Annotated in this window: 24 protein-coding genes and 1 riboswitch; of the genes, 10 read left to right on the plus strand and 14 right to left on the minus strand. The window is 70.1% G+C overall.

The genetic code is table 11. The annotated features are described in order from the left end of the window. Position 1: 1 nt before the first annotated feature. Positions 2 to 172: a hypothetical protein gene (locus AB0O65_RS03500; protein ID WP_363383094.1), complete on the plus strand. Its 171-nt coding sequence runs from the start codon at positions 2 to 4 to the stop codon at positions 170 to 172. A 52-nt stretch (positions 173 to 224) separates the two neighbouring features. Here the strand turns inward: AB0O65_RS03500 and AB0O65_RS03505 are convergent, their stop codons facing one another. Both AB0O65_RS03505 and pdxH read right to left on the minus strand, forming a co-directional pair. Continuing rightward, on the minus strand, positions 225 to 920 hold the full coding sequence (locus tag AB0O65_RS03505) for a mismatch-specific DNA-glycosylase (RefSeq protein ID WP_313477654.1): 696 nt from the start codon (positions 918 to 920) through the stop codon (positions 225 to 227). Then, positions 917 to 1,531: a pyridoxamine 5'-phosphate oxidase gene (gene pdxH, locus AB0O65_RS03510; RefSeq protein ID WP_363383098.1), complete on the minus strand. Its 615-nt coding sequence runs from the start codon at positions 1,529 to 1,531 to the stop codon at positions 917 to 919. The genes AB0O65_RS03505 and pdxH overlap by 4 nt, the downstream gene beginning before the upstream one ends. A gap of 107 nt (positions 1,532 to 1,638) precedes the next feature. Here pdxH and AB0O65_RS03515 point away from each other — a divergent pair, with 107 nt between their 5' ends. Together AB0O65_RS03515 and AB0O65_RS03520 are read left to right on the plus strand one after the other, a co-directional pair. Then, positions 1,639 to 2,208, plus strand: a complete 570-nt coding sequence (locus AB0O65_RS03515; RefSeq protein WP_313477658.1) for an alpha/beta hydrolase — start codon at positions 1,639 to 1,641, stop codon at positions 2,206 to 2,208. A 22-nt stretch (positions 2,209 to 2,230) separates the two neighbouring features. Beyond that, positions 2,231 to 3,298, plus strand: a complete 1,068-nt coding sequence (locus AB0O65_RS03520; protein ID WP_363383101.1) for a tellurite resistance/C4-dicarboxylate transporter family protein — start codon at positions 2,231 to 2,233, stop codon at positions 3,296 to 3,298. Here AB0O65_RS03520 and AB0O65_RS03525 read toward each other — a convergent pair. Both AB0O65_RS03525 and AB0O65_RS03530 read right to left on the minus strand, forming a co-directional pair. Next, complete coding sequence (locus AB0O65_RS03525; RefSeq protein ID WP_363383104.1) at positions 3,273 to 3,743, minus strand: GNAT family N-acetyltransferase; 471 nt, start codon at positions 3,741 to 3,743, stop codon at positions 3,273 to 3,275. The two genes, AB0O65_RS03520 and AB0O65_RS03525, sit on opposite strands and share 26 nt — an antisense overlap. Positions 3,744 to 3,750: 7 nt before the next feature. Further along, on the minus strand, positions 3,751 to 4,236 hold the full coding sequence (locus AB0O65_RS03530; protein ID WP_363383106.1) for a 1-acyl-sn-glycerol-3-phosphate acyltransferase: 486 nt from the start codon (positions 4,234 to 4,236) through the stop codon (positions 3,751 to 3,753). A gap of 175 nt (positions 4,237 to 4,411) precedes the next feature. On the opposite strand from AB0O65_RS03530, the gene AB0O65_RS03535 reads away from it, so the two are divergent. Beyond that, positions 4,412 to 4,984 (plus strand): DNA starvation/stationary phase protection protein, encoded by a 573-nt coding sequence (locus AB0O65_RS03535; protein ID WP_071644627.1) that lies wholly within the window; start codon positions 4,412 to 4,414, stop codon positions 4,982 to 4,984. A gap of 92 nt (positions 4,985 to 5,076) precedes the next feature. Here AB0O65_RS03535 and AB0O65_RS03540 read toward each other — a convergent pair whose 3' ends face one another. Together AB0O65_RS03540 and AB0O65_RS03545 are read right to left on the minus strand one after the other, a co-directional pair. Next, positions 5,077 to 5,367, minus strand: coding sequence for a Fe-S cluster assembly protein HesB (locus AB0O65_RS03540; RefSeq protein WP_071644614.1), 291 nt, complete (start codon positions 5,365 to 5,367; stop codon positions 5,077 to 5,079). Between the two features lie 143 nt (positions 5,368 to 5,510). Beyond that, positions 5,511 to 5,996: a DUF6328 family protein gene (locus tag AB0O65_RS03545; protein WP_071644615.1), complete on the minus strand. Its 486-nt coding sequence runs from the start codon at positions 5,994 to 5,996 to the stop codon at positions 5,511 to 5,513. Positions 5,997 to 6,100: 104 nt separating this feature from the next. Between AB0O65_RS03545 and AB0O65_RS03550 the strand changes: the two genes are divergently transcribed. Beyond that, complete coding sequence (locus AB0O65_RS03550; protein WP_363383111.1) at positions 6,101 to 6,298, plus strand: hypothetical protein; 198 nt, start codon at positions 6,101 to 6,103, stop codon at positions 6,296 to 6,298. Positions 6,299 to 6,304: 6 nt separating this feature from the next. Here AB0O65_RS03550 and AB0O65_RS03555 read toward each other — a convergent pair whose 3' ends face one another. Together AB0O65_RS03555 and AB0O65_RS03560 are read right to left on the minus strand one after the other, a co-directional pair. Beyond that, positions 6,305 to 6,889 (minus strand): carboxymuconolactone decarboxylase family protein, encoded by a 585-nt coding sequence (locus AB0O65_RS03555; protein ID WP_071644617.1) that lies wholly within the window; start codon positions 6,887 to 6,889, stop codon positions 6,305 to 6,307. A gap of 42 nt (positions 6,890 to 6,931) precedes the next feature. Beyond that, positions 6,932 to 8,407, minus strand: a complete 1,476-nt coding sequence (locus tag AB0O65_RS03560; RefSeq protein WP_363383114.1) for an MDR family MFS transporter — start codon at positions 8,405 to 8,407, stop codon at positions 6,932 to 6,934. Between the two features lie 150 nt (positions 8,408 to 8,557). Between AB0O65_RS03560 and AB0O65_RS03565 the strand changes: the two genes are divergently transcribed. After that, entirely contained in the window at positions 8,558 to 10,444 is a 1,887-nt protein-coding gene (locus AB0O65_RS03565; protein WP_363383117.1) for an ABC transporter ATP-binding protein, read from the plus strand. Positions 10,445 to 10,459: 15 nt separating this feature from the next. Here AB0O65_RS03565 and AB0O65_RS03570 read toward each other — a convergent pair whose 3' ends face one another. The 6 genes from AB0O65_RS03570 to AB0O65_RS03595 form a co-directional block, all read right to left on the minus strand. Further along, positions 10,460 to 11,398, minus strand: coding sequence for a glycosyltransferase family A protein (locus tag AB0O65_RS03570; RefSeq protein ID WP_363383120.1), 939 nt, complete (start codon positions 11,396 to 11,398; stop codon positions 10,460 to 10,462). A gap of 47 nt (positions 11,399 to 11,445) precedes the next feature. Continuing rightward, on the minus strand, positions 11,446 to 12,600 hold the full coding sequence (locus AB0O65_RS03575) for a cysteine desulfurase family protein (protein WP_363383123.1): 1,155 nt from the start codon (positions 12,598 to 12,600) through the stop codon (positions 11,446 to 11,448). 1 nt (position 12,601) lies between these two features. Then, complete coding sequence (gene nadC, locus AB0O65_RS03580) at positions 12,602 to 13,453, minus strand: carboxylating nicotinate-nucleotide diphosphorylase (RefSeq protein ID WP_363383126.1); 852 nt, start codon at positions 13,451 to 13,453, stop codon at positions 12,602 to 12,604. Then, positions 13,450 to 14,946 carry an L-aspartate oxidase gene (nadB, locus tag AB0O65_RS03585; protein WP_363383129.1) on the minus strand — a complete coding sequence of 499 codons (1,497 nt, stop codon included), beginning with the start codon at positions 14,944 to 14,946 and terminating at the stop codon, positions 13,450 to 13,452. Before nadB ends, nadC begins: the two co-directional genes overlap by 4 nt. Continuing rightward, entirely contained in the window at positions 14,943 to 16,223 is a 1,281-nt protein-coding gene (gene nadA, locus AB0O65_RS03590; RefSeq protein ID WP_363383527.1) for a quinolinate synthase NadA, read from the minus strand. Before nadA ends, nadB begins: the two co-directional genes overlap by 4 nt. Before the next feature lie 125 nt (positions 16,224 to 16,348). Further along, positions 16,349 to 17,014, minus strand: coding sequence for an NUDIX domain-containing protein (locus AB0O65_RS03595; protein WP_363383132.1), 666 nt, complete (start codon positions 17,012 to 17,014; stop codon positions 16,349 to 16,351). A gap of 50 nt (positions 17,015 to 17,064) precedes the next feature. Further along, a riboswitch (glycine riboswitch) is annotated at positions 17,065 to 17,158 on the plus strand. Between the two features lie 164 nt (positions 17,159 to 17,322). Between AB0O65_RS03595 and gcvT the strand changes: the two genes are divergently transcribed. The 4 genes from gcvT to AB0O65_RS03615 all read left to right on the plus strand — a co-directional run bounded on the left by gcvT (position 17,323) and on the right by AB0O65_RS03615 (position 23,577). Beyond that, entirely contained in the window at positions 17,323 to 18,480 is a 1,158-nt protein-coding gene (gene gcvT, locus AB0O65_RS03600; RefSeq protein WP_313477674.1) for a glycine cleavage system aminomethyltransferase GcvT, read from the plus strand. After that, complete coding sequence (gcvH, locus tag AB0O65_RS03605; protein WP_191711904.1) at positions 18,477 to 18,854, plus strand: glycine cleavage system protein GcvH; 378 nt, start codon at positions 18,477 to 18,479, stop codon at positions 18,852 to 18,854. The genes gcvT and gcvH overlap by 4 nt, the downstream gene beginning before the upstream one ends. A gap of 2 nt (positions 18,855 to 18,856) precedes the next feature. Then, the gene (gcvP, locus tag AB0O65_RS03610) at positions 18,857 to 21,769 is read left to right on the plus strand and encodes an aminomethyl-transferring glycine dehydrogenase (RefSeq protein WP_363383135.1); all 2,913 of its coding nucleotides are present in this window, start codon (positions 18,857 to 18,859) and stop codon (positions 21,767 to 21,769) included. Between the two features lie 173 nt (positions 21,770 to 21,942). After that, positions 21,943 to 23,577, plus strand: coding sequence for an ABC transporter substrate-binding protein (locus AB0O65_RS03615; RefSeq protein WP_313477677.1), 1,635 nt, complete (start codon positions 21,943 to 21,945; stop codon positions 23,575 to 23,577). The last annotated feature ends 97 nt before the right edge of the window (positions 23,578 to 23,674 follow it).

The raw sequence follows: 23,674 nt of genomic DNA on the forward strand, positions 1-23,674 counted from the left end.
GATGTCCGAACCGATCCACGATTCTCCCCTCGGAGACGACCGACACCAGCCGATCGTTCCCGAGATCGAGGCGGACGAGAGCATCGCGCCGCGGCCGGAGGAGGAGATCGCCGACATCCTGCGAGCCGAGCCCGACGTCGCCGATCATTCCGCCCACCGCTCCGGCAGCTGACACCAGCCCTTCGCGGAGACTCGACGCCCCGTCGCGCAGCGCGGCCGTCTCGCTACGGCGCGGATGACGGTGCGCTCGCCGCCCACACCTTCCGCCACCATTCCGCGAGACTCTCGACCGTCTCGTGCGCGTTCAGCCCACTCGGGTTGGGTACCACCCACAGCGGGATATCCTTCGGCCATCCGCTGAGCGCGCCCACCTCCTGCGCGCCCATGCGGGCTCGCGGCACGGAGAACGCGGTGCGGAACGCGGTGACGCCGACGACGGCGACAGAACGGGGGCGCAGCACGCCCACCCGCTCGAGCAGACGGCGCCCACCCAGGCGCAGCTCGTGCGCCTCGAGTTCGTCAGCGCGCGCCGTGGGGCGGGCGACGAGGTTCGTCATGCCGATGCCGCGCGCGGCCAGCATCCGCTCGTCCGCGGGCGACAGGCCGCGCGAGGCGTCCACGACCTCGTCGGTGAGACCCGCGACGGCCAGCGACGACCAGAACCGGTTTCCCGGACGCGCGAACGGCGCGTTGACCGCGATCGTCCACGGACTGGGATTGATGCCGACCATCAGCAGCCGCACGCGGCCGGCGGACTCGGCGTCGGTCGGATAGGGCAGCACGTCATCGCGCCGGAGCCCCGCGGCAGTCGCGTGGGCGAGATCGACGGGGCTCGGACGCCGTCCCTCGAGTGGCGACGGCGCACGCCAGGGCGACCAGTCGGCCGGGAGTGCGTCGGCCGCGGAGCCGGAAGCGCTCACGGGGCCAGCAGCTCCGTCATCCAGCCGGACTCGCCGCGGCTGTAGACGAGTCGTTCATGCAGGCGCGACCGCCGGCCCTGCCAGAACTCGATCCGCTCCGGCGCTATGCGAAAGCCTCCCCAGTGCGGGGGCGCCGGCACCTCGGCATCCGCGAAGCGCTCCTCGGCACGGGCCACCGCCGCCTTCAGCTCGGCACGGCCGGCGATCGGCCGACTTTGACGCGACGCCCAGGCACCCAGCTGCGACCCGCGCGGGCGGGTGGCGTGATACGCCTCCACCTCGGAGCGGCTGACGGGCGCCGCCACCCCCTCCACCCGGATCTGCCGCTCGAGCTCGGGCCAGTGGAACACCAGCGATGCGTACGGATGCGCGGCGAGCTCTCGGCCCTTATCGGAGTCGGTGTGCGTGAAGAACACGAAACCCCGCTCGTCCCAGTCCTTCAGCAGCACCATGCGCGAACGCGGCCGCCACTGGTCTTCGACCTGCGCGACAGTGGAGAGTGTCATCGCCGTGGCCGAGAACGGACGGTCGGATGCTTCGGCGCTGCGCGCCTCGGCGAACCACTCGTCGAAGAGCGGGAACGGGGTGGGCGGCAGCGCAGCAGAGGGCATGCACCCATGGTGCCCGATCCGCGTCAACTCGGTGACCATGACCGCCTCCCGGTACGCTGGGAGAGGCCATCGACGCGCCACCGACCGACCGGAAGCGAGCACACATCGTGACCCAGCCCCTCATCTTCGAGCCCGAAGGCCGCGCCGTCCCCTTCCTCGATGAGGGTGAAGGTCCCGTCACGCTCGTGCTGGTCACCAACCGCAGCCTCGAGGCCGACGGACTCGGCGTCATCTCGCACTACCTCGCCGAAGAGGCCGGATTCCGCGTCGTGCGCGTCGGATCCCGGGCGGACGTCGAGGGCATCACCATCGCAGACCGCGCGGCCGACGCTGCGGCCGTGATCGAGGGTCTCGGCATCGACGACACCTGGATCGGCGGCCATGGTCACGGCAGCACCATCGCCCGCACCTTCGCGATCGACCACCCCGAGCGCGTCAACGGACTGCTCATGCTGGGCGTCGAAGACGAGCAGATCCCCCTCGCCCCCGGCATCCCGGTGCTCATCATCCAGGCGGAGAACGATGACGTCACGCCAGCCGCGAACGCCGAGGCGCTGCAGGCCACGGCTCCCGAGCGGGCAACCATCACCCGCATCCCCGAGGCCGACCACTACTTCGTCGCGACGCACCCGATCGAGACCGCCGTCGTGATCGAGGAGTACCTCGACTGGGACTGACCCTCCCGCTGAAGAGCCGACGATGAACAGGGTGCGCGAAGCGATCGCCGACCTGGCGCCCGGGTACTTCGCCGCCGTGATGGGCACCGGGATCGTCTCGATCGGACTGCACGACCTCGGCATCCGCTCCTTCTCGGTCGTTCTGATGTGGCTCGCCGGCGCGCTGTACGTCGTGCTCTGGGCCCTGTACCTCTGGCGGGCGATCGCATTCGGGCAGAACGTCGTGGCAGACCTGCGCGACCCCGAGAAGGCCTTCGCCTTCTTCACCGTGGTCGCGGCCTCCGGTGTGCTCGGCGTGCGCTTCGCCCGGGAAGAGCTCATGGCGCTCGCCGTCCCGCTGTTCCTGCTCGCCGGCGTCATCTGGGTCGTGTTCGGGTACCTCCTTCCGTGGCAGGTGCTGATGACACGCGACGGCAGGCCGATCCTGGCACGCGCCAACGGCACCTGGTTCATCTGGGCCGTCGCCAGCCAGTCGCTCGCGATCAGCATGACCCAGCTGCACCCGCCGGCCGGCAGTGAGATGGCGATCTGGATCGGCGTGCTCGCCGTTCTCGCGTGGTCGGTGGGCGTGGTGCTGTACGCCGCGATCGCGATGCTCGTGCTGCTGCGGGTGGTGCACTACGGCGTCACGCCGCAGCAGTTCGATCCCGCCTACTGGGTGGCGATGGGAGCACTCGCGATCGCCGTGGTCGCCGGGGCGAGCATCGTCGGGATGCCGCAGACGCCGATCGTCGACGCGGTGCGCCCGCTGATCGCCGCGACGGTCGTGATCTTCTGGGTCTTCTGCCTCTGGCTGATCCCCCTGCTCGTGGGGGCGGGGGTGTGGCGTCACGGTGTGCACCGCGTGCCGCTGCGCTACGTGCCGACGCTGTGGTCGATGGTGTTCCCCATCGGGATGTTCGCCGTCGCATCCGAATCGCTCGCGCGGGCCGACCGGTTGCCTGCCGCGGGCGCGGTCGGCCGTGTGGGGCTGGTGATCGCCGTGATCGTGTGGGCGGTCGTCTTCGTCGCGATGCTGCACCACGCCGGCCGGACGGTCTGGCCGTCGCGGCGAGCACCCTCCCTCAGCCGCGCAGATCCTTCCGCATGAAGATCTGCTCGGTGCCGTCGCCCTGCGGCACGCGTTCGCTGACGCGGTAGCCGCACGTCTCGTACAGGCGGATGTTCGCTTCGCTGAGGCTGCCGGTGAACAGCTCCGCCTGTGCGGCGCCGCTCTCGCGCTCGGCCACATCCAGCAGTCCACGGCCGATGCCCTCACCCTGCATGTCGGGAGCGATCGCGATCCTGCCGACCAGCAGCAGGTCGCCGTCGATGCGTCCGCGCAGCGCGCCGACGATTCTGGCGCCGACGCGCGCCGTCCAGCCGTAGCAGTCGGCGAGCTCGGCCTGAACCGCCTCGAGGGTCTGCGTGAGCGGGGGCATGTCGACGCCGCCGTAGATCTGGGCCTCCGACACGAAGGCTGCCCGCTGCAGGGTCAGCACCTCTCCGGCGTCGTCGGTCGAGATGGGGGCGTACGTCACGTCGAGAGCGGCCATGCCTCCATCATCCCTCTTCGCGCAGGCGCGGCTCGACGCGGTGCTCCGGGCCGAGGCCGGATGTCATGGTCGTGCGGTCGACATAGCCGAGGGTCACCGGCATCCCGGTCTCACGTGCGATCCGGTAGAAGCCCGACTTCCAGTGCGTGTGGCCCCGGCGAGTGCCGTCAGGGGTGACCACGAGACCGAACACCTCGCCGCGTCGCGCCATCGCGACCACGTCGGCGACGACGCGGCCGGGATCGTCGCGATCGACGGGGATGCCGCCCAGCGCGCGCATCAGCGGACCGCGCCAGCCGCGGAACAGGCTCTTCTTGCCCAGCCACCGCACGTCGATCCCCAGACGCCAGGAGATCGCGAGCATCAGCACGAAATCCCAGTTCGACGTGTGCGGAGCGCCGATGAGGATGCTCGGTCGCTGCGGCGCGGGCTCGGAGCGCAGAGTCCAGCGGCTGCAGAGCCAGAAGATCCGGGCGGTCAGACGTCGAAGCATCCGTCCACGCTACGACAGCCGCCATGCGGACAGCGGCATGGCGCGTGAGACCGTGGCGTGTCGGCGCGGGGAAATCAACCCCCTCAGCGGGCCGGGCGGCCGGTGTTAGCTTCGGGCGGAACACACAACCGACCGTGCGACGCCCAGCGCCGCGCAGAAGACAGAGGTGGTTTTCATGGCAGCCAAGAGCACCGCGACCCAGAAGTCGAAGAACTCCGGCACGAAGACGAAGGACTCGGCGAAGGCGAAGGATGCTGCCGAGACCACGCCGCTGGAGAACGCCGAGAAGGGCTTCCAGGCCTCACCCGAGCTGATCCGCGACCTGCAGGCCGTGCTGGTCGACCTCATCGAGCTGTCCGTGCAGGGCAAGCAGGCTCACTGGAACGTGGTCGGCCGCAACTTCCGCGACACGCATCTGCAGCTCGACGAGATCATCGACGCGGCGCGCGGCTTCGGCGACACCGTGGCCGAGCGCATGCGCGCGCTGCACGCAGCCCCGGACGGGCGCAGTGCGACCGTCGCCAAGGCGACCACGCTGCCGGAGTTCCCGACGGGCGAGGTCTCCACGACCGACACGATCGACCTGATCACGGTGCGGCTGGAGGCGACCGTGGCGACCATCCGCCGCGTACACGACCAGGTCGACGACGAGGACCCCACCTCGGCGGACGTGCTGCACGCGATCATCGAGAAGCTCGAGCAGTACGCCTGGATGGTCAGCGCGGAGAACCGCACGCCCGCGTCGTGACCCTGAGACGTCGTGAGCCTGAGACGTCGTGACCCTGAGACAGAGTGAGGACCGTCACCCGATCGGGTGACGGTCCTCACTCTGTGCGGCACTCAGGCCGGTTGCGGCATGAGGCTGAAGGACACCGCGCCCTGCTCGTCGACCGAGGCGTCGAGCACCTTGTCGTCGAGGGCCTCTGCGGCGGCCTTCTCGAGGAATACGCGGATGTCCTCGTCGCCGATGATGGAGTCGCCCGGTTCGGGCGTGGAGGCGACCGTCACCGCGAAGCGGGGCTCGGTCTCGGTGCCCGACGAGTGGATGCGGAGTCCGGCATCCGGCGTCGTGCTCTGCTGGGCGACGATGGTCGCCGCGATCGTGTTTGCGTTCTCGGTCAGGGTGAGCATGGCTCTCCTTCCGGTTGCGGACACCACACCGTACGGCGCGATGTGCGTGCCACGATTCCGCACCTGCGCACCCGGTTCAAGCTCAGCGCCCGACTCTGAGGGGTTTCACACCTGACGCCCGTGCGCGCTCAGCACACGCGCTGTCACCGTCGGCGATGCAGCACCAGGGGCAGCCCGATCCACAGCAGCAGGATCGCGAGCAGTCCGATTCCGCCGGCGATCAGCGCCAGCACGTGGTCGAAGGTGAAGTCGATGATCAGCACGGTCACACCGACGGTCAGCACGCCGCCGACGAAGATGTTCGCCTTGACCAGCCGATGCGCCATGCGCACGAGCTCGGGCTTGCGGCCCTTGGCGAACAGCACCCGGTGCATCCCGACGGGGGCGAGCGAGAGAATGCTCGCGGTCGCCGCCAGCAGCACGAGCACGATGTAGAGGATGCGCTGCTGGTCGGTGAGCTCTCGGAAAAGCGGCTGGAATGCGACGGCGAGAAGGAAGCCGGTGAGGATCTGCGTGCCTGTCTGCATGACGCGGAGCTCTTGCATGAGCTCCTCCCAGTTGCGGTCGGCGCGCTCAGCGGCGGTCTCGTCGCGGCCGTCGGTCTGGGCATCGGCGTGCGGGTCGTTCATGACATCGGACGCTACACGCCCGCTCGCGTGTGGGACGAGAGGCTTGCGCGGGCGCGATCCGGTCGTTTCGACCCCGCGGTTCGGCAGAGGCGTACCATCGAGGGATGCCAGAGAACCAGGCACCCGAGATCCCGTCGCGACCGCTTGCCGCGCCGCCGGGACTGCGAATGGTCGGCACGGATGCTGTCGGCGTGTGCGCCGACGGGCACTGCACGCTGCCGACCGCATCGACGAGCACCGACGGAGCGCCCGGCGCTCAGGGCACCGTCGACGCCGAGGCATCCGGTTCTGACGCGGATTGATCCCGTCTACTGCGCCCGGCGTTCTGCTCGACGGCGGAGTGCAGCGGCGAGCTCCGGTGCGATCAGGGGATCGTCATCCAGCGGCACCGTGAGCGCCATGAGCGAGCGGCTGAAGTGGTTGCGCAGTCCGGCGGCGAGCGTGATGTCGACGATCTGCCGGTCGGTGAGGCCGTGTTCGCGCAGCGCCGCGGCATCGGCATCCGTCATGTCCTGCGGCGACGACGAGAGCCGCTCCGCGTAGCGGATCACCGCCTGCTCGGCATCGGTGAACGCCGAGTCGTCGTCGGAGGCGAAGGCGCGCAGGCCCGCCTCGTCGACGACGCCGGCCGTCATGCTCTTGCGTCCGTGCGCGATCAGGCAGTGCGCTGAGCCGATGGCTCGTGCGGCGCCGAGGGTGGCAGCCTCGTAGATGCGAACGCCGATCGAGGGCACCACCGCTCTGACCAGCGCGACGAACGCATCGTGCGCCTCGGGATTCACCGCCATCGCGGCGGTGTAGGCATGCACGAAGCCGTCGGCGGCGATGTCTTCCTCGTACATCTGCGCGACGGCGTCGCTGGCACTCTCGGGTGCCGGGGTGGTGATGATCATGAAGCGGACGGTACTCCGCAGCCCGCACCGGCGGTAGGGGTGTCAGTGCGCGGCGTGCGGGGGTGCGCCCTCGTCGTCGTCCTCGGGCTTGCGGATCAGGAATGCGCCGACGATCGTGACCGTCGCGATGACGGCGCCGATGGTGAGCGCGGTGCGCGTGCCCGCCGCCACGGCTCCGGGCACCTCGGTGCCGCCGCCGGCGTTGACGATGGCGGTGAAGACGGCCATCATCACGGCGATGCCCGCTGCTCCCGCGACCTGCTGGACGGTGCCGATGACCGCGCTGCCGTAGGAGTAGAACTTCGGCTTGAGCGACGCGAGGGATGCCGTGAACAGCGGGGTGAACGACAGGGCGAGGCCGGCCGACAGCAGCGTCTGGGCACCGAGCACGAGCCAGATCGGGGTGCCGACGGTCACGGTCGTGAACAGCCACAGCATCGACGCCGCGAGGATCGACCCGGGGATGAGCAGGATGCGGGTGCCGTGGCTGTCGTAGATGCGACCGATCACCGGGCCCAGCAGGCCCATGGCCAGGGCGCCGGGCAGCACGACGAGTCCGGCCTCGAGTGCCTTCAGCTGCAGGGCATCCTGCAGGAACAGCGGGATGATGGTAATGCTGCCGAAGAACGCGAGCGACAGCAGGAACATCTGGATCATCGACAGCGAGAAATCACGCGAGATGAACACGCGCAGGTCGAGCAGTGCGTCATCCTCGCGCTGCAGCAGCACCTGACGCCAGAGGAACAGCGCCAGTCCGACCACGCCGATCGCGAGGGCGATCGCCATCGGCGCCCAGCTGGCGCCGTTGCCGAGTCCGCCGATCTGGCTCAGGCCGAACACGAGCCCGCCGAAACCGAATGCCGACAGCACCACCGAGAGCAGGTCGATCGGGGCGTAGACGGTCTCGCCGACGTTCGTCAGCCAGCGCCACCCGATGAACATCGCGATCAGGGCGATCGGCAGCACGACCACGAAGATGGCCCGCCATCCGAAGTGGTCGAGCAGGAAGCCCGACATCGTGGGTCCGATCGCCGGAGCGAGCGAGATCACGATGCTCACCCGGCCCATCATCCGGCCACGCGACGACGCGGGTACCAGGTTCATGATGGTCGTCATCAGCAGCGGCATCATGATGGCCGTTCCCGATGCCTGCACGACGCGCGCGACGAGCAGCACGACGAACCCCGGCGCGAGCGCGGCGATCAGCGTTCCCGTCGAGAACAGCGTGATCGCTCCGAGGAACATCTGCCTCGTCGTGAAGCGACGCAGCAGGAACCCGGTGATCGGGATCACGACGGCCATGGTCAGCATGAACGCGCTGGTGACCCATTGGGCCGCGATGGGGGTGATGCCGAGATCGGTGATCAGGTGCGGGATCGCGATGCCCATCGTCGTCTCGTTGAGGATCGCGACGAAGGCGGCGGCGAGCAGCACCCAGATCACGGCCATGTCCTTCGCGGGGATGAGGCCGGCAGAAGGACGCACGACAGGAGTGGACCCGGTGTGGACGGTGGGCATGGGTCTCCTCGAGGGGATGGGAACGGCGAAAGTGCTCCGACTATGGAGCAGAACACGGCCGGCCGACGCCGGTCGAGAAGAACAACCGTCCATCATAACCCCTGCGAGTCCAGCGGTATGCCCCCGCCTTGCGCGGACTAGCCTGAAGAGATGAGCATGGGCGGCGGAGGACGCGGCGCCGTCTTCCGCGGCGTCGACGAGGCCGCGCAACGACGCATGAACGCCGCCGCCCCCAAAGTGCCGGGTCTCGGTCGACGCGTCGCCGCGCTGTTCACCCCCTACCGGGGTCGCCTCGCCCTGACCGCGATGCTGGTCGTCGTCGGGGCAGGCGTCGCCGTCATCCCCCCGCTGCTCGTGCAGCGCATCTTCGACGACGCGCTGTTCCCCCTCGAGGGCGGCGGGCCGCGCATCCCGCTGCTCACCACGCTGGTGAGCATCACGATCGGGCTGTTCCTGCTGTCGGCCGTGCTGGGCGTGATACAGACCTGGCTCACATCCACGGTCGGCAACGAGGTCACCGGCGACCTGCGGGTGCGACTGTTCGAGCACCTGCAGGCCATGGAGCTCGGCTTCTTCACGCGCACGAAGACCGGAGTGATCCAGTCTCGGCTGCAGAACGACGTCGGCGGGGTGTCGGGTGTGCTCACCAACACCGTGACGAGCGTGCTGGGCAACACCGTGACGGTGATCGCGTCGCTCGTCGCGATGGTGCTGATCGACTGGCGCCTCACGCTCATCGCCGTGATCCTCATGCCGATCCTCGTGCTCGTGCAGCGCCGGGTCGGGCAGGTGCGCGCGCGCATCGCCGGCGAGACGCAGGAGTCGCTGTCGGAGCTGAGCAGCATCACGCAGGAGACGCTGAGCGTCTCGGGCATCCTGCTGTCGAAGTCGTTCAACCGCCAGCGCACCGAGTCGGTGCGCTATCAGGCAGAGAACCGCAACCAGGTGCGGCTGCAGGTGCGCCGGGCGATGAGCGGTCAGGGATTCTTCGCGGTGGTTCAGGTGATCATGGCCAGCGTGCCGGCGATCGTCTACCTGGTGGCCGGCTTCTTCCTCACCGGCGGCGCACCCGAGATCACCGCCGGGGCGATCGTCGCGTTCACCACCGTGCAGGCCAGGCTGCTCATGCCGCTGATGGGCCTGATGCGCGTGGCCCTCGACCTGCAGACCTCTGCGGCGCTGTTCGCGCGCATCTTCGAGTACCTCGACATGGTGCCGCAGATCCAGGACGCACCCGACGCGATCGACGTCGCCGACGCACCCGGACCGCGCGGCCGCATCGAGTTCAAGGATGTCGTGTTCCGATACCCCGATGCCACGCCCGACGCGCGCCCCACCCTGGACGGCGTCTCGTTCGTCGCCGAGCCCGGCACGCACGTCGCATTCGTCGGGCCGTCGGGAGCCGGCAAGACCACGATCCTCTACCTCGCGCCGCGCCTGTACGAGGCCTCCGGCGGCACCGTCGAGTTCTCGGGCGCTGACGTGACGTCGCTCACGCAGGAGTCGATCATCGATCAGATCGGCATCGTCTCGCAGGAGACCTACCTGTTTCACGCCACGATCCGCGAGAACCTGCGCTACGCGAAGCCGGATGCCACCGACGAGCAGCTCGAGCGCGCGTGCCGTGCGGCGAACATCCATCACGTGATCATGTCGTTCGACCAGGGATACGACACTGTGGTCGGCGAGCGGGGCTACCGGCTGTCGGGCGGGGAGAAGCAGCGCATCGCCATCGCCCGCGTGCTGCTGAAGGATCCGCCCGTGCTGCTGCTCGACGAGGCGACCTCGGCTCTCGACACCGTCTCGGAGCGCGTCGTGCAGGAAGCGCTGGATGCCGCGGCCCGGGGCCGCACGACGCTGTCGATCGCGCACCGCCTGTCGACCGTGATCGACGCCGACGCCATCCACGTCGTCGAGGCCGGCCGCATCGTCGAGTCGGGAACCCACACGCAGCTGCTCAGCAGGGGAGGGCTCTACTCGACCCTGGCGGCCCAGCAGATGGCCTCGGCCCGCATGGACGCCAGCCCGACGGACTGAGATCTCCGACCACGGTCACCACGCCAGCGCCGCGCTGAACGCCGCGTTCGGGCCGGCGGCGTCGTATTCGGGCAGAGCGCGCAGCGACGCCTCGAAGGCCTCGACGGCCGCTCGGTAGGCGGGATCCGGATGCTCGGCCGCGATCGTGCGCAGCGACGGCAGGTCCATCGCGAGGATCAGCGCGATGCGCGAACGCACCGCATCGCTCTGACCCGCCGCGGTGAGCACGTCGATGCCGCCGAGGAGCGCGGCGAGGTAGTCATGCAGCACCGGCAGCTGGGCCTTGCCCTGGGTGATCGATGTGCCGTCGGCGCGCACGCGCCAGTGCACGGCGACGTCGGGCACGACGTCGAACGCCCGCGCCTCGGTGTACATCCGCTGCGCGACGACCTGATCCTCGTAGGCGACGTTCTCGGGGAAGCGCAGCCGCTCCCAGAGGGTCGCGCGGCTGAGCTTCGACCACGCGACGATGTTGGCCGAGGCGTCGGGATGCTCGGCGAGCGTCACGCCGAGGCGCCGGGGCGCGGTGGCGGCGGCGATCCACGGCTGCACGCGGCCGGGACGGTACGCGCCGTCGATGAGCCGGGAGCGCACGTACGCAGCGGCCACGAAGTCGCTGCCGGATTCATCCAGCGTGGCGAGCCAGGTCTCGATCGCGCGCGGCGTCAGCTCGTCGTCGGCGTCGAGGAATCCGACGAACGGCGTGTCGACGAGGTCGAGAGCGACGTTGCGGGCGGCGCCGAGCCCGCGGGACTCATCGTGCCGGAGCACCTGGAATCGAGCATCGCGGGCTGCGGCAGCGGCGAACACGGCGCCGGTGTCGTCGTGCGAGCCGTCGTCGACGAGCAGCGCCTGCCAGCGGCTGTCGGTCTGCGCCTGCAGCGAGGCGAGGGCTGCGGGCGCGAAATCGGCGATGTCGCGTCCGGGCACGATCATCGTCACACGCGGGGTCACGACGCCGAGTCTACGGTTCGGTGCGCACCCTGGCGTCCGCCTGCGGATCAGGCCGAGACCGCCGCGACGGCGTCGGCGACGAGACTCGCGAGCTGCTGCGCCGATCCCGCGGGCAGGGGCGTGCGGCTGAAGGTGAAGCGCACCGCGGTCTGCGCGACCTCCGCCGGGATGCCGATCGCCAGCAGCACGGGGGAGGGCCCGTCGCTGCCGGCGGCGCAGGCCGACCCGCTCGACGAGACGACGCCGCGCCGCTCCAGCTCCAGCAGCACGGCCTCGCCGCTGATGCCCGCGAACGTGAAGCTCGCGAGGTTCGGCAGCCTGTGCTCTGGCGACCCGGTGAGAGCACCCCGGGGCACGGCATCCATGACCGCGGCGATGAAGGCCGAGGTCTGCGCCTGCACCGCCGCGACGCTCTGCGAACGCTCCGCCTCGACCAGCTCGAGGGCGGTCGCGAGGCCGACGGCGCCGGCGACGTTCTCGGTTCCGCTGCGGCGTCCGCGCTCCTGGCCGCCGCCGTGCAGCAGCGGCTCCAGGGGCACCCGGGAGCGCACGCCGACGGCGCCGATGCCCTTGGGCGCGCCGAGCTTGTGCCCGGCGATGGAGACCGCGTCGGCGCCGAGCGCGCGCAGATCGAGCCATCCCGCCGACTGCACCGCGTCGATGTGGACGGGCACGCGGTGCTCACGCGCGATCGCGACGAGTCCCGCGACGTCCTGCACGGTGCCGATCTCGTTGTTGGCGTGCCCCACGCTCACCAGGGCGGCGTCCGCGGCATCGTCGGCATGCAGCGCGGCGCGCAGGCCGTCGACCGCCACCGCGCCGTGCCCGTCGACGGGCAGCATCCTCACCGCGACCCCGTGCAGGCGCTGCAGATACTCCGCGGAGCGCAGGATCGACTCATGCTCGATCGGGGTGGTGATCAGTCCGCGCCGCTGCGGGGCCTCCTGCCGCGCGCCGAGCACGATGCCCTTCACCGCGAGGTTGTTCGCCTCGGTTCCTCCGGAGGTGAAGATCACCTCCGACGACCGCATGCCCAGGGCCTCGGCGACCCGCGCTCGTGCCCATTCCAGGGCGTCGGACGCCGCCTCGCCGACCGTGTGGTGACTCGACGGGTTGCCGTACACACCGGTCAGGTAGGGGTGCATCGCCTCGAGAACCTCCGGCCGTGCCGGGGACGTGGCCGCGTGATCGAGATACAGCACGTCAGTCGATCCGCAGGTCGAGCCCGAGGTCGAGGGCCCGGGCCGAGTGCGTGAGCGCGCCCACGGAGATCACCTGCACACCCGTCTCGGCGATGGGGCGGACGGTCTCGGCGGTCACGCCACCCGAGGCCTCGACCACGGCGCGGCCCGCGATGAGGGCGACGCCCGCGCGCAGATCGTCGAGCGAGAAGTTGTCGAGCAGAACCGTATCGGCGCCCCCGTCGAGCACGGCCGGGATCTGATCGAGCCGGTCGACCTCCACGACGACGTGCGTGGTGTGCGGCAGCCGGCTGAGCGCCTCGCGCAGCGCGGTGGCGAGATCCTGCCCGCTCTGGCGCAGCACGGCGAGATGGTTATCCTTCGCCATCACGGCGTCGGAGAGGGACCGCCGGTGATTGCTGCCGCCACCCGAGACCACCGCGTGTCGTTCGAATTCGCGCAGTCCCGGGGTGGTCTTGCGTGTGTCGGCGATCCGCACGCCCGTCCCGTCGACGGCGTCGACGAACGTCGCGGTGAGGGTCGCGATGCCGCTCATGCGCTGGGTGAAGTTCAGGGCCACGCGCTCGGCGGTCAGCAGGCTGCGCGCGGGGCCGCTGACCGATGCGAGCGCGTCGCCCGCCGCGAAGCGGTCCCCGTCGGCGACGTGCAGGTCGACCCGCACGTCGGCGTCGGTGAGGGTGAAGGCGGCTGCGAACACCTCGCCGCCGCTGAACACACCTGCTTCGCGAGCGACGAGATCGGCGGTCGCGTGCGCCGACGCGGGCAGCAGCGCGGTGCTGGTCACATCCCCCCACGGTGCGTCCTCCTCGAGCGCGGCGGACACCGCGCGTCGCAAGGCGGCTGGTGTGATCATGCGGCTCCCATCAGGGCGGGCGAGAGGAGGGAATGGGCGCCGAGCGAGTCGGTGCGGGACAGGGCGGCGGATGCCAGGGCGCGTCCCACCGCGAGCAGATTCGCGTCCTCGTGAGCCGTCGGCGAAGTCGGTGACGGGGCCGTCCACGCGTGCAGCTGGGCGACTGCATCCCGCATCCCGTGCTCGGTGCGGATCAGGCCCAGCTGGTTCCACATCAGCCGCTGCAGTGCCGAGCGCGAGAACGACGGATCGGTCGGCGCTGCCGACGTCGCGCCCGGACGGTCGCGACCCCCGTCCCGCCGATGCGGAGGCGACGCCTCGGGCCACCTGAACGACGGCGCGGCGGACGGGGTGAGCGACTCGGCCGCGCGCGCGCCGAACACGGCGCCCTCGAGCAGCGAGTTCGACGCCAGCCGGTTCGCGCCGTGCACTCCGGTGCGCGCCGTCTCGCCGACCGCCCACAGCCCCGGCACCGAGGTGCGCCCGTCGATGTCGGTGGCGATGCCGCCCATCAGGTAGTGCGCAGCAGGCGTGACCGGCACGGGGTGCCGGGACCAGTCGATTCCGCGACGTCGCAGCTCCGCGTCGATGGTGGGGAAGCGATCGGCCAGCACCGCCGCACCGAGCCCGGTGGCATCCAGCACAACGGGGGCGGCCTGTGCGGCGGCGCGACGGGCGACGGCTCTCGCGACGACATCGCGCGGGGCGAGTTCGGCGTCTGGATGCTCGTCAGGCATGAAGCGTCGCCCCGTGGCATCCCGCAGCACGGCGCCCGCCCCGCGGACAGCCTCCGAGATCAGGAAGGGCTCCGAGCCCGCCAGGACGGTCGGGTGGAACTGCACGAACTCGAGGTCCGCGATCGCCGCGCCCGCGCGCACGGCGATCGCGATGCCGTCGCCGGTGGTGCCGGCCGGGTTGGTCGTGTGGGCGTACAGCTGCCCCGCGCCGCCGGTGGCGAGCACCACGGCATCCGCCCGCACCTCCGCCCCGTCGATCGAGCGGATGCCGATCACCCGGTCTGCGCAGGTCAGCGCGTCGGCCACGAAGACGTGCTCCCGCACCCGCACCGTCGATGTGCGCAGACGGGACAGGAGAGCGGTCGAGATCGCCGCGCCGGTGGCGTCGCCCCCGGCGTGCGCGATGCGCGGTCGGCTGTGCGCGGCCTCGAGTCCACGCGCGATGTCCCCGTCGGCGGTGCGATCGAACGCCACGCCCGCGTCGACGAGTGCCGCGATCGCGGCGTGCGCACCGTCGACGAGCGCGGTGATCGCGAGGGTGTCGCCGTGGCCGTCGCCGGCCTGCAGGGTGTCGAGTGCGTGCAGCGCGGGGGAGTCGCCGGGCCCGTACGCTCCGGCGACACCACCCTGTGCGTGGGCGGTGCAGCCGTCACCCAGCGCGCCCTTGACGAGCAGAGTGACCCGGTGGCCGAGGGCGTCGGCGCGCAGGGCGGCCGTGAGGCCGGCGATGCCCCCGCCGACGATGATCACGTTCATCGCGGTCGCGCCGCCAGCATCCGCTCGAGCGCGACCCTGGCGGGCAGCGCCACGTCGTCGGCGACGCGGATGCGGTTCTGCACCCTGCCGGCGACGAGCTCCTCCAGCACCCAGGCGAGGTAGCCGGGGTGGATGCGGTACATGGTCGAGCACGGGCAGACGACCGGGTCGAGGCAGAAGATCTCGTGCTGCGGATGCTGTGCCGCGAGGCGCCGCACGAGGTTGATCTCGGTGCCGATCGCGAAGGTGGTGGGCTCTGTCGCGGCGGCGATCGCCTTGCGGATGTAGTCGGTGGATCCCGCCTCGTCTGCCGCGTCGACGACCTCGACCGGGCATTCCGGATGCACGATGACCCGCACACCGGGATGCTCGGCGCGCGCCTGCGCGATCTGGTCGACGGTGAATCGGCGATGCACCGAGCAGAAGCCGTGCCAGAGAATCACCCCGGCGTCGCGCAGCTCGTCGGCACTCGATCCGCCCAGCGGCCGGCGCGGGTTCCACATCGGCATCCGCTCCAGCGGCACCCCCATCGCCTTCGCGGTGTTGCGACCGAGGTGCTGGTCGGGGAAGAAGAGCACCCGACGGCCGCGAGCGAACGCCCACTCCAGCACCGTCGCGGCGTTCGACGACGTGCACACGATGCCGCCGTGCCGGCCGACGAAGCCCTTGATGGCCGCCGACGAGTTCATGTACGTCACCGGCACGACGGGCAGCAGACCCTCGGCATCCGGCGTGTCGAGCGGGCCGAGCACGTCGGCGAGCTGCTCCCAGCAGTCCTCGACCTGATCGATGTCGGCCATGTCGGCCATCGAGCATCCCGCCGCGAGGTTCGGCAGGATGACCGCCTGGTCAGGGCCGGAGAGCAGATCGGCGGTCTCCGCCATGAAGTGCACGCCGCAGAAGACGATCGCCTCCGCGTCGGGATGCTCGAGCGCGGCGTTCGCGAGCTGGAACGAGTCGCCGACGTAGTCGGCGTGCCGGACGACCTCCTCGCGCTGGTAGAAGTGGCCGAGCACGACGACGCGGTCGCCGAGGGCCTGCTTCGCGGCGCGGATGCGCGCGTCGAGCTCGTCCTCGTCCGCCTCGCGGTACGCGGCCGGCAGCTCGCCCTGGCGTGGGGCGCCCACAGGGATGACGTCGCCCATCGACGATCCGGGGCCGTACCCGGGACGCACGTCGAAGTCCCAGGGCCCGGCCGCGAGGTCGGTGCTGCATGTCGGGTCGAGCGAGGCGCCGGCGACGATCGCCTGCAGGGCGTGATCGACGGAGGGATCGATGGTGCGGAGGAGGGTCAAGAGAGGACCGCCTTCTGGTCGCTATGACATTTACTGCCAGCGAACAGATTAGGTCGGTATGACCAGAAGTGCAATCACGCGTGGGCCGCGCATCGACGGGCGCGCGTTCAGGCGTGCGCGACGTAGCGATACAGGCGCGCGGGGCGGTGCTTGCCGGTGCGGAACGACTCGGTGGGCACGAGTTCGTCCGAGCCCTCCAGCAGGCGACGGAAGTTCGACGGATCGAGGCGCTGCCCGAGCACGGCCTCGTAGACCTCGCGCAGCTCGGTGAGGGTGAACTCGTCCGGCAGCAGACCCGCAGCGATGCGGCTGTACGCGACCTTGTTGCGCAGGCGCCACAGCGCATACTCCGCGATGCGGTTGTGATCGAAGGCGAGCGGCGGCATAGCGTCGACGTCGAACCACTCGACGTTCTCCGGCGCCCCCGCCTGCGCGCGCTGCGCGTCGACGAGATCGGAGCGCAGCAGCGCCCAGTAGACGATCGAGATGGTGCGGGAGGGGGAGCGGTCGACGTCGCCGAAAGTGTACAGCTGCTCGAGGTAGCTCGGCTGCAGGGCGGTCGTCTCGGCGAGGGTGCGGGAAGCCGCGGCATCCAGGTCCTCCGCCGGATCCAGCCACCCGCCGGGCAGCGCCCACGATCCGAGGTGCGGGTCGCGGGTGCGGCGCACGAGCGGCAGCATGAGACGCTCGCCCTCGTCGGCGCTGCGCAGCGAGAAGATGACCGTCGACACCGCGACGCCGATCGCGTCCCTGTCGCCGGTCGTGCCACTCACATCGACGAGCCTAGACGGTATGCTGAGAGGCCTAATCGAACACAGGCCGCATGATCCGTGCGGGAGAGCCCGATGAACACGGTCGGGCACCGAAGGAGCAAGCCTCCCCGCCAATCTCTCAGGTACCCCTACCGCCCCGGTCCGGCCGCTCTGAAAAGCGATGCTCACGCATCCGCCGACGGTGAAAGCCCTCGTTCATCAGCTCCTCGAGCCGGTGACGATGGCGAAGCTCTCAGGCCCGATGACAGAGGGGGAGTTCCGAGGATGCCGACGACGTCGTCCTACCCGATCCTGACCGGGAGAACTCCGTGACCGAACCCATCACGCCGCGCGAGAGCGCGCCGTCCACCAGCAGAGACACCCCGCTGCGCGAACGCCATGAGGCGCTCGGCGCGTCCTTCACCGACTTCGGCGGCTGGCAGATGCCCGTCCGCTACACGTCCGATCTCGCCGAGCATCGCGCCGTCCGCGAGGCCGCCGGGGTCTTCGACATTTCGCACATGGCCGAGTTCCTGGTCGACGGCCCCGCGGCCGGCGACTACCTCGACTACTGCCTGGCCGGCCGGCTCTCGGCCATGACCATCGGCAAGGCGAAGTACTCGCTGCTGCTCGCCGAGGACGGCGGCATCATCGACGACGTCATCGTCTACCGGATGGGCGAGCAGCGCTTCCTCATCATCTCCAACGCCGGCAACCGCGATGTCGTGCGCGAGGCGCTCATCACTCGCGTCGACGGGGTCGATGTCGCCGTGGACGACGTCTCCGACGACTACGCGCTGATCGCCGTGCAGGGACCGGCGTCCGAGCAGATCCTCGCGGAGGTCGCCGGCATCGACGAGCTCAGCATCCCGTGGGATGAGCAGAAGTACTACTCCTGGGCGAGCGCGACCTTCGCCGGCAAGCCCCTGCTGCTGGCCCGCACCGGGTACACCGGCGAGGACGGTTTCGAGCTGCTCGTCGCAGCCGCCGACGCCGAGCAGCTGTGGGACGCCGTGCTCACCGCCGGCGAATCGCACGGTCTCGTGCCCGCCGGTCTCGCCGCGCGCGACACGCTGCGACTGGAGGCGGGCATGCCGTTGTACGGTCACGAGCTGACTCGCGAGACGGTGCCGGCGCAGGCCGGCCTCGGGCGGGTCGTGGTGGCAGACAAGGAGCGCTTCGTCGGAAAGGACGCGCTCGCCGGCGGCGCGGCGGGAACCGGCGCGCAGGCCGGGCGAACGCTGATCGGCCTCACCGCCGAGGGCCGCCGCGCCGGCCGGGCGGGCTATCCCGTTGTGCTCGAGGACGGCACGGTCGTCGGCGAGATCACCAGCGGCGCTCTCAGCCCCACGCTCGGCCACCCGATCGCGATGGCCTACGTCGACCCGGCGCACGCCGAAGACGGAGCCGAGCTGTTCCTCGACGTCCGGGGGACGAAGATCCCCGCCACCCGCACCGCCCTGCCTTTCTACCGGAGGAAGAAATGACCGATCTCACCACCCTCAAGTACAGCGAAGAGCACGAGTGGGTCGCCCTCGACGGCGCCACCGCGACGATCGGCATCACCGACTTCGCCGCTGACGCGCTCGGCGACATCGTGTTCGTCGAGCTGCCCGAGGTCGGCGCCGAGCTGACCCGCGGCGACGTGTTCGGCGAGGCCGAGTCGACCAAGTCGGTCTCCGAGCTCTACGCCCCGGTCACCGGGACGGTCGTCGAGATCAACGACGCCGTCGTCGACGACCCCGCTCTGCTGAACTCCGCGCCCTTCGGGGACGCGTGGCTGATCAAGGTCGAGGTCGCCGACGGCGCCCTCGACGGACTGCTCGACCGCGACGCATACGTCGCGCACACGGAGGCGTGAGAGTGACCTCATTCGCTGATCGCCACATCGGCATCACCACCGAGGCGCGCGAGCGGATGCTCGCCGCCCTCGGGCTCTCCCCGGTCGGATCCGCGGAGGACCCGACCGCGGAGGAGCCCATCGAGGCGCTCATGCGCCAGGCGGTGCCGGCATCCATCTTCACCGGCCCTGCGACGAGCGCGGGAGCCCCGCAGAGCAGCATCCCGGCCGCAGCCAGCGAGGCCGAGGCGCTCGCCGAGCTGCGCGCCCTCGCGAACCGCAACAAGGTCAACCGTCCGATGATCGGTCTGGGCTACTACGGCACGCTCACCCCCTCGGTCATCCAGCGCAACGTGCTCGAGAACCCGTCCTGGTACACCGCGTACACGCCCTACCAGCCCGAGATCTCGCAGGGGCGGCTCGAAGCGCTGATCAACTTCCAGACGATGGTCGCCGATCTGACCGGGCTCTCGACCGCGAACGCGTCGATGCTCGACGAGTCGACCGCCGTCGCCGAGGGCATGCTGCTGGCGCGGCGCGCGTCGAAGTCGAAGTCGAACGTCTTCGTCGTCGACGCCGACGCCCTTCCGCAGACGAAGGCGCTGCTGCGCACGCGGGCGGATGCCGTGGGCATCGAGCTCGTCGAACGCGATCTCGCCGGCGGCGAGCAGCTTCCCGATGAGCTCTTCGGTGTGCTCGTGCAGTACCCCGGCGCCTCGGGTCGCGTGTGGGACCCCCGCGCGGTGATCGACGCCGCGCACCTGGCCAAGGGCATCGTGGTCACCGCGGCCGATCTGCTGGCTCTCACGCTGCTGCGCTCGCCGGGGTCGCTCGGCGCAGACGTGAGCGTGGGCACTACGCAGCGCTTCGGCGTGCCGATGGGCTTCGGCGGCCCGCACGCCGGGTACATGGCCGTGCGCGCCGGCCTGGAGCGCCAGCTGCCCGGCCGTCTCGTCGGCGTCTCGGTCGACGCGGTCGGCTACCCGGCCTACCGCCTCTCCCTGCAGACGCGCGAGCAGCACATCCGCCGCGAGAAGGCCACCTCGAACATCTGCACCGCTCAGGTGCTGCTGGCCGTGATGGCCTCGATGTACGCGGTCTACCACGGCCCTGACGGCCTGCGGGCGATCGCGGCAGAGGTCGCGGGGAAGGCTGCCGTGCTGCGTGACTGGCTCGTCGAGGCCGGCGCCGAGGTCGAGCACGACGCGTTCTTCGACACGATCACCGTGCGGGTTCCCGGCGCTGCCGAGACCGTGGTGACGAACGCGCACGCCGACGGCATCCTGCTGCGGCTGGTGGATGCCGACACCGTCGGCATCTCGGTCGACGAGACCACGACGTTCACCGATCTGCACCGCGTCGCCGTGCTGTTCGGCGGCAAGCAGGAGCGGGTCTTCGGCTTCTTCGGATCCGGGTCGGCGGGCGCTCTGCCCGAGGCGCTGCTGCGCGAGGACGAGTACCTCACGCACCCGGTCTTCCACGCGCACCGCTCCGAGACGGCCATGATGCGCTACCTCAAGCAGCTCGCCGACCGCGACTACGCGCTGGACCGCGGCATGATCCCGCTCGGCTCGTGCACGATGAAGCTCAACGCGGCGACCGAGATGGCGGCCATCACCTGGCCGGAGTTCGCCCAGCTGCACCCCTTCGCCCCGGCCGAGGACGTCGAGGGGTCGCTCGCGATGATCGACCAGCTCGAGGCGTGGCTCGCCGAGGTCACCGGGTACGACGCGGTGTCGCTGCAGCCGAACGCCGGCTCGCAGGGTGAGCTCGCGGGCCTGCTCGCGATCCGCGGCTACCACCTCGCGAACGGCGACACGCACCGCGATGTGTGCCTCATCCCCAGCTCGGCGCACGGCACGAACGCCGCATCCGCCGTGCTCGCGGGCATGAAGGTCGTCGTCGTGGCGACCGACGAGCTCGGCAACGTCGACCTCGACGACCTGCGCGCGAAGATCGCCCAGCACTCCGACGCGCTGTCCGCGCTGATGATCACCTATCCGTCCACGCACGGCGTGTACGAGCAGCAGGTGGTCGACATCACCTCCGCGGTGCACGATGCGGGGGGCCAGGTGTACGTCGACGGCGCCAACCTGAATGCGCTGCTCGGCTACGCGCGCTTCGGCGACCTCGGCGGCGACGTGTCGCACCTCAACCTGCACAAGACCTTCGCGATCCCGCACGGCGGCGGCGGGCCCGGCATCGGCCCGGTGGCGGCCAAGGCGCACCTCGCCCCGTACCTGCCCGGCCACCCGCAGGCGCAGAAGAGCGAGCACGCCGGCGGTTACGTGTTCGACGGCGGTCCGGTCTCGGGTGCTCCGTACGGATCGGCCGGCGTCCTGCCGATCTCGTGGGCGTACGTGCGGATGATGGGTGCCGAGGGTCTGCGCAGCGCGACCGCAGCGGCCGTGCTGTCGGCGAACTACATCGCTCACGGGCTGCGCGATCACTACCCGGTGCTGTACACGGGCGAGAACGACCGGGTCGCGCACGAGTGCATCCTCGACCTGCGACCGCTGAAGGAGGCGACCGGCATCACGGTCGACGACGTCGCGAAGCGCCTGATCGACTACGGCTTCCACGCGCCCACGATGTCGTTCCCCGTCGCCGGCACGCTGATGGTCGAGCCGACCGAGTCGGAGGACCTCGCCGAGGTCGATCGCTTCATCGACGCGATGATCCGGATCAAGGCCGAGGCGGATGCCGTGGCCGCGGGCACCTGGCCCGCCGACGACAACCCGCTGGTGAACGCTCCGCACACCGCCGCATCCCTCATCGCGGGGGAGTGGCAGCACGCATACTCGCGTGAGGTGGCCGCGTACCCGGTGCACGCGCTGATCGCGGCGAAGTACTGGCCGCCGGTTCGGCGCATCGATCAGGCGTACGGCGACCGCAACCTCGTGTGCGCCTGCCCGCCGATCGAGGCATTCGCCTGAATCATCCGGGCATCCGGGCCACCCCTCGTCGCGACAGCGATGAGGGGTGGTTTCGGTTAAGGCTGGATAACAGTTGCCCGGGCGTGCTGGTGGCCTCGTCGGCGGGACCTAGGATCGGAGGTGAGCGCGTTCGAGGCCGAGCGCGCGCTTGTCCCGGTCCACAGGAGGACACTGTGAAGCACAACAAGATCACCCTCGCGGGCATTGCGCTGCTCGCGGCGAGTGCCATGGCGCTCTCCGGCTGCGCAAGCAGCGGCGATTCGCCCGACGCAGACAAGGGCTCGTCGAGCGCTGATGCGTCCGCGATCATCAAGGTCAACGGCTCTGAACCTCAGAACCCGCTGATCCCGACCAACACCAACGAGACCGGTGGTGGCAAGATCCTCGACGCCATCTTCGCCGGACTCATCGGCTACGCGGCCGACGGCGCGGTGTTCAACGACGTCGCCGAGGAGATCACGGTCGACGACCCGCAGAACCTCACCGTGAAGATCCGCGAGGGTCTGAAGTTCACCGACGGTGAAGAGGTCACCGCCGACAACTTCATCAAGGCGTGGAACTACGGCGCGCTGGCGTCGAACGAGCAGCTCTCCAGCTACTTCTTCGAGGACATCGAGGGCTTCAGCTACGACGAGGACTCCGAGCTGACCGGTCTGAAGCAGGTCGACGACCACACCTTCACGATCAAGCTCAACAAGCCTGCGTCGGACTTCGCGCAGCGCCTCGGCTACTCGGCCTACTTCCCGCTCCCCGACGCCGCGTTCGAGGACATGGAGGCGTTCGGCGAGAACCCGATCGGCAACGGCCCGTACATGCTCGACGGTGAGGGAGCCTGGCAGCACGACGTGGGCATCGACCTCGTCGTCAACCCCGACTACGACGGCCCGCGCAAGGCGGCCAACGGCGGTCTGAACATCGTGTTCTACGCCTCGCAGGACAGCGCGTACGCCGATCTGCTGGGTGACCAGCTCGACGTGCTCGACGCGATCCCCGACTCGGCCTTCGGCAACTACGAGTCCGACCTGGGCGACCGTGCGGTCAACCAGCCGGCTGCCATCTTCCAGTCGTTCACCATCCCGGAGCGCCTCGAGCACTTCAGCGGCGAAGAGGGCAACCTGCGTCGCCAGGCCATCTCGATGGCGATCAACCGCAAGGAGATCACCGACGTGATCTTCCAGGGCACCCGCACCCCGGCCAGCGACTTCACCTCGCCGGTCATCGACGGCTGGACCGACTCGCTCGAGGGCTCCGAGGTCCTCGACTTCAACGAGGAGAAGGCCAAGGAGCTGTGGGCCGAGGCTGACAAGATCAGCCCGTGGAGCGGCACGTTCCAGATCGCGTACAACGCCGACGGCGGCCACCAGGCCTGGGTCGACGCGACCACCAACTCGATCAAGAACACGCTGGGCATCGACGCGTCGGGTGCTCCGTACCCCACGTTCGCAGAGCTGCGCGGCAAGGTCACCGACCGCACCATCGAGACCGCGTTCCGCACCGGATGGCAGGCCGACTACCCCGGTCTGTACAACTTCCTCGGACCGCTGTACGCCACCAACGCCGGATCCAACGACGGTGACTACTCGAGCGCCGAGTTCGACAAGCTGCTGTCCGAGGGCATCTCGGAGACCGACCCCAAGGCGGCGAACGAGCTGTACCAGCAGGCGCAGGAGGTCCTTCTGAAGGACCTGCCCGTCGTGCCCCTGTGGTACTCGAACGTCGTCGGCGGCTACGGCAAGAACGTCGACAACGTGAAGTTCGGCTGGAACTCCGTGCCGCTCTTCTCGGAGATCGAGAAGAAGGCGGAGTAACCCTTCGCGACGAGGCGGTGGTGCACCACACCACCGCCTCGTTCTCTTTGCCCTCGAGGCGCGTGATCCGCGCCTCGCACCCGAAGGGAGGTAGAGG

Origin of the sequence: Microbacterium sp. NPDC077391 (assembly GCF_040686955.1) — a bacterium.
Taxonomy (GTDB): Bacteria; Actinomycetota; Actinomycetes; order Actinomycetales; family Microbacteriaceae; genus Microbacterium; species Microbacterium commune.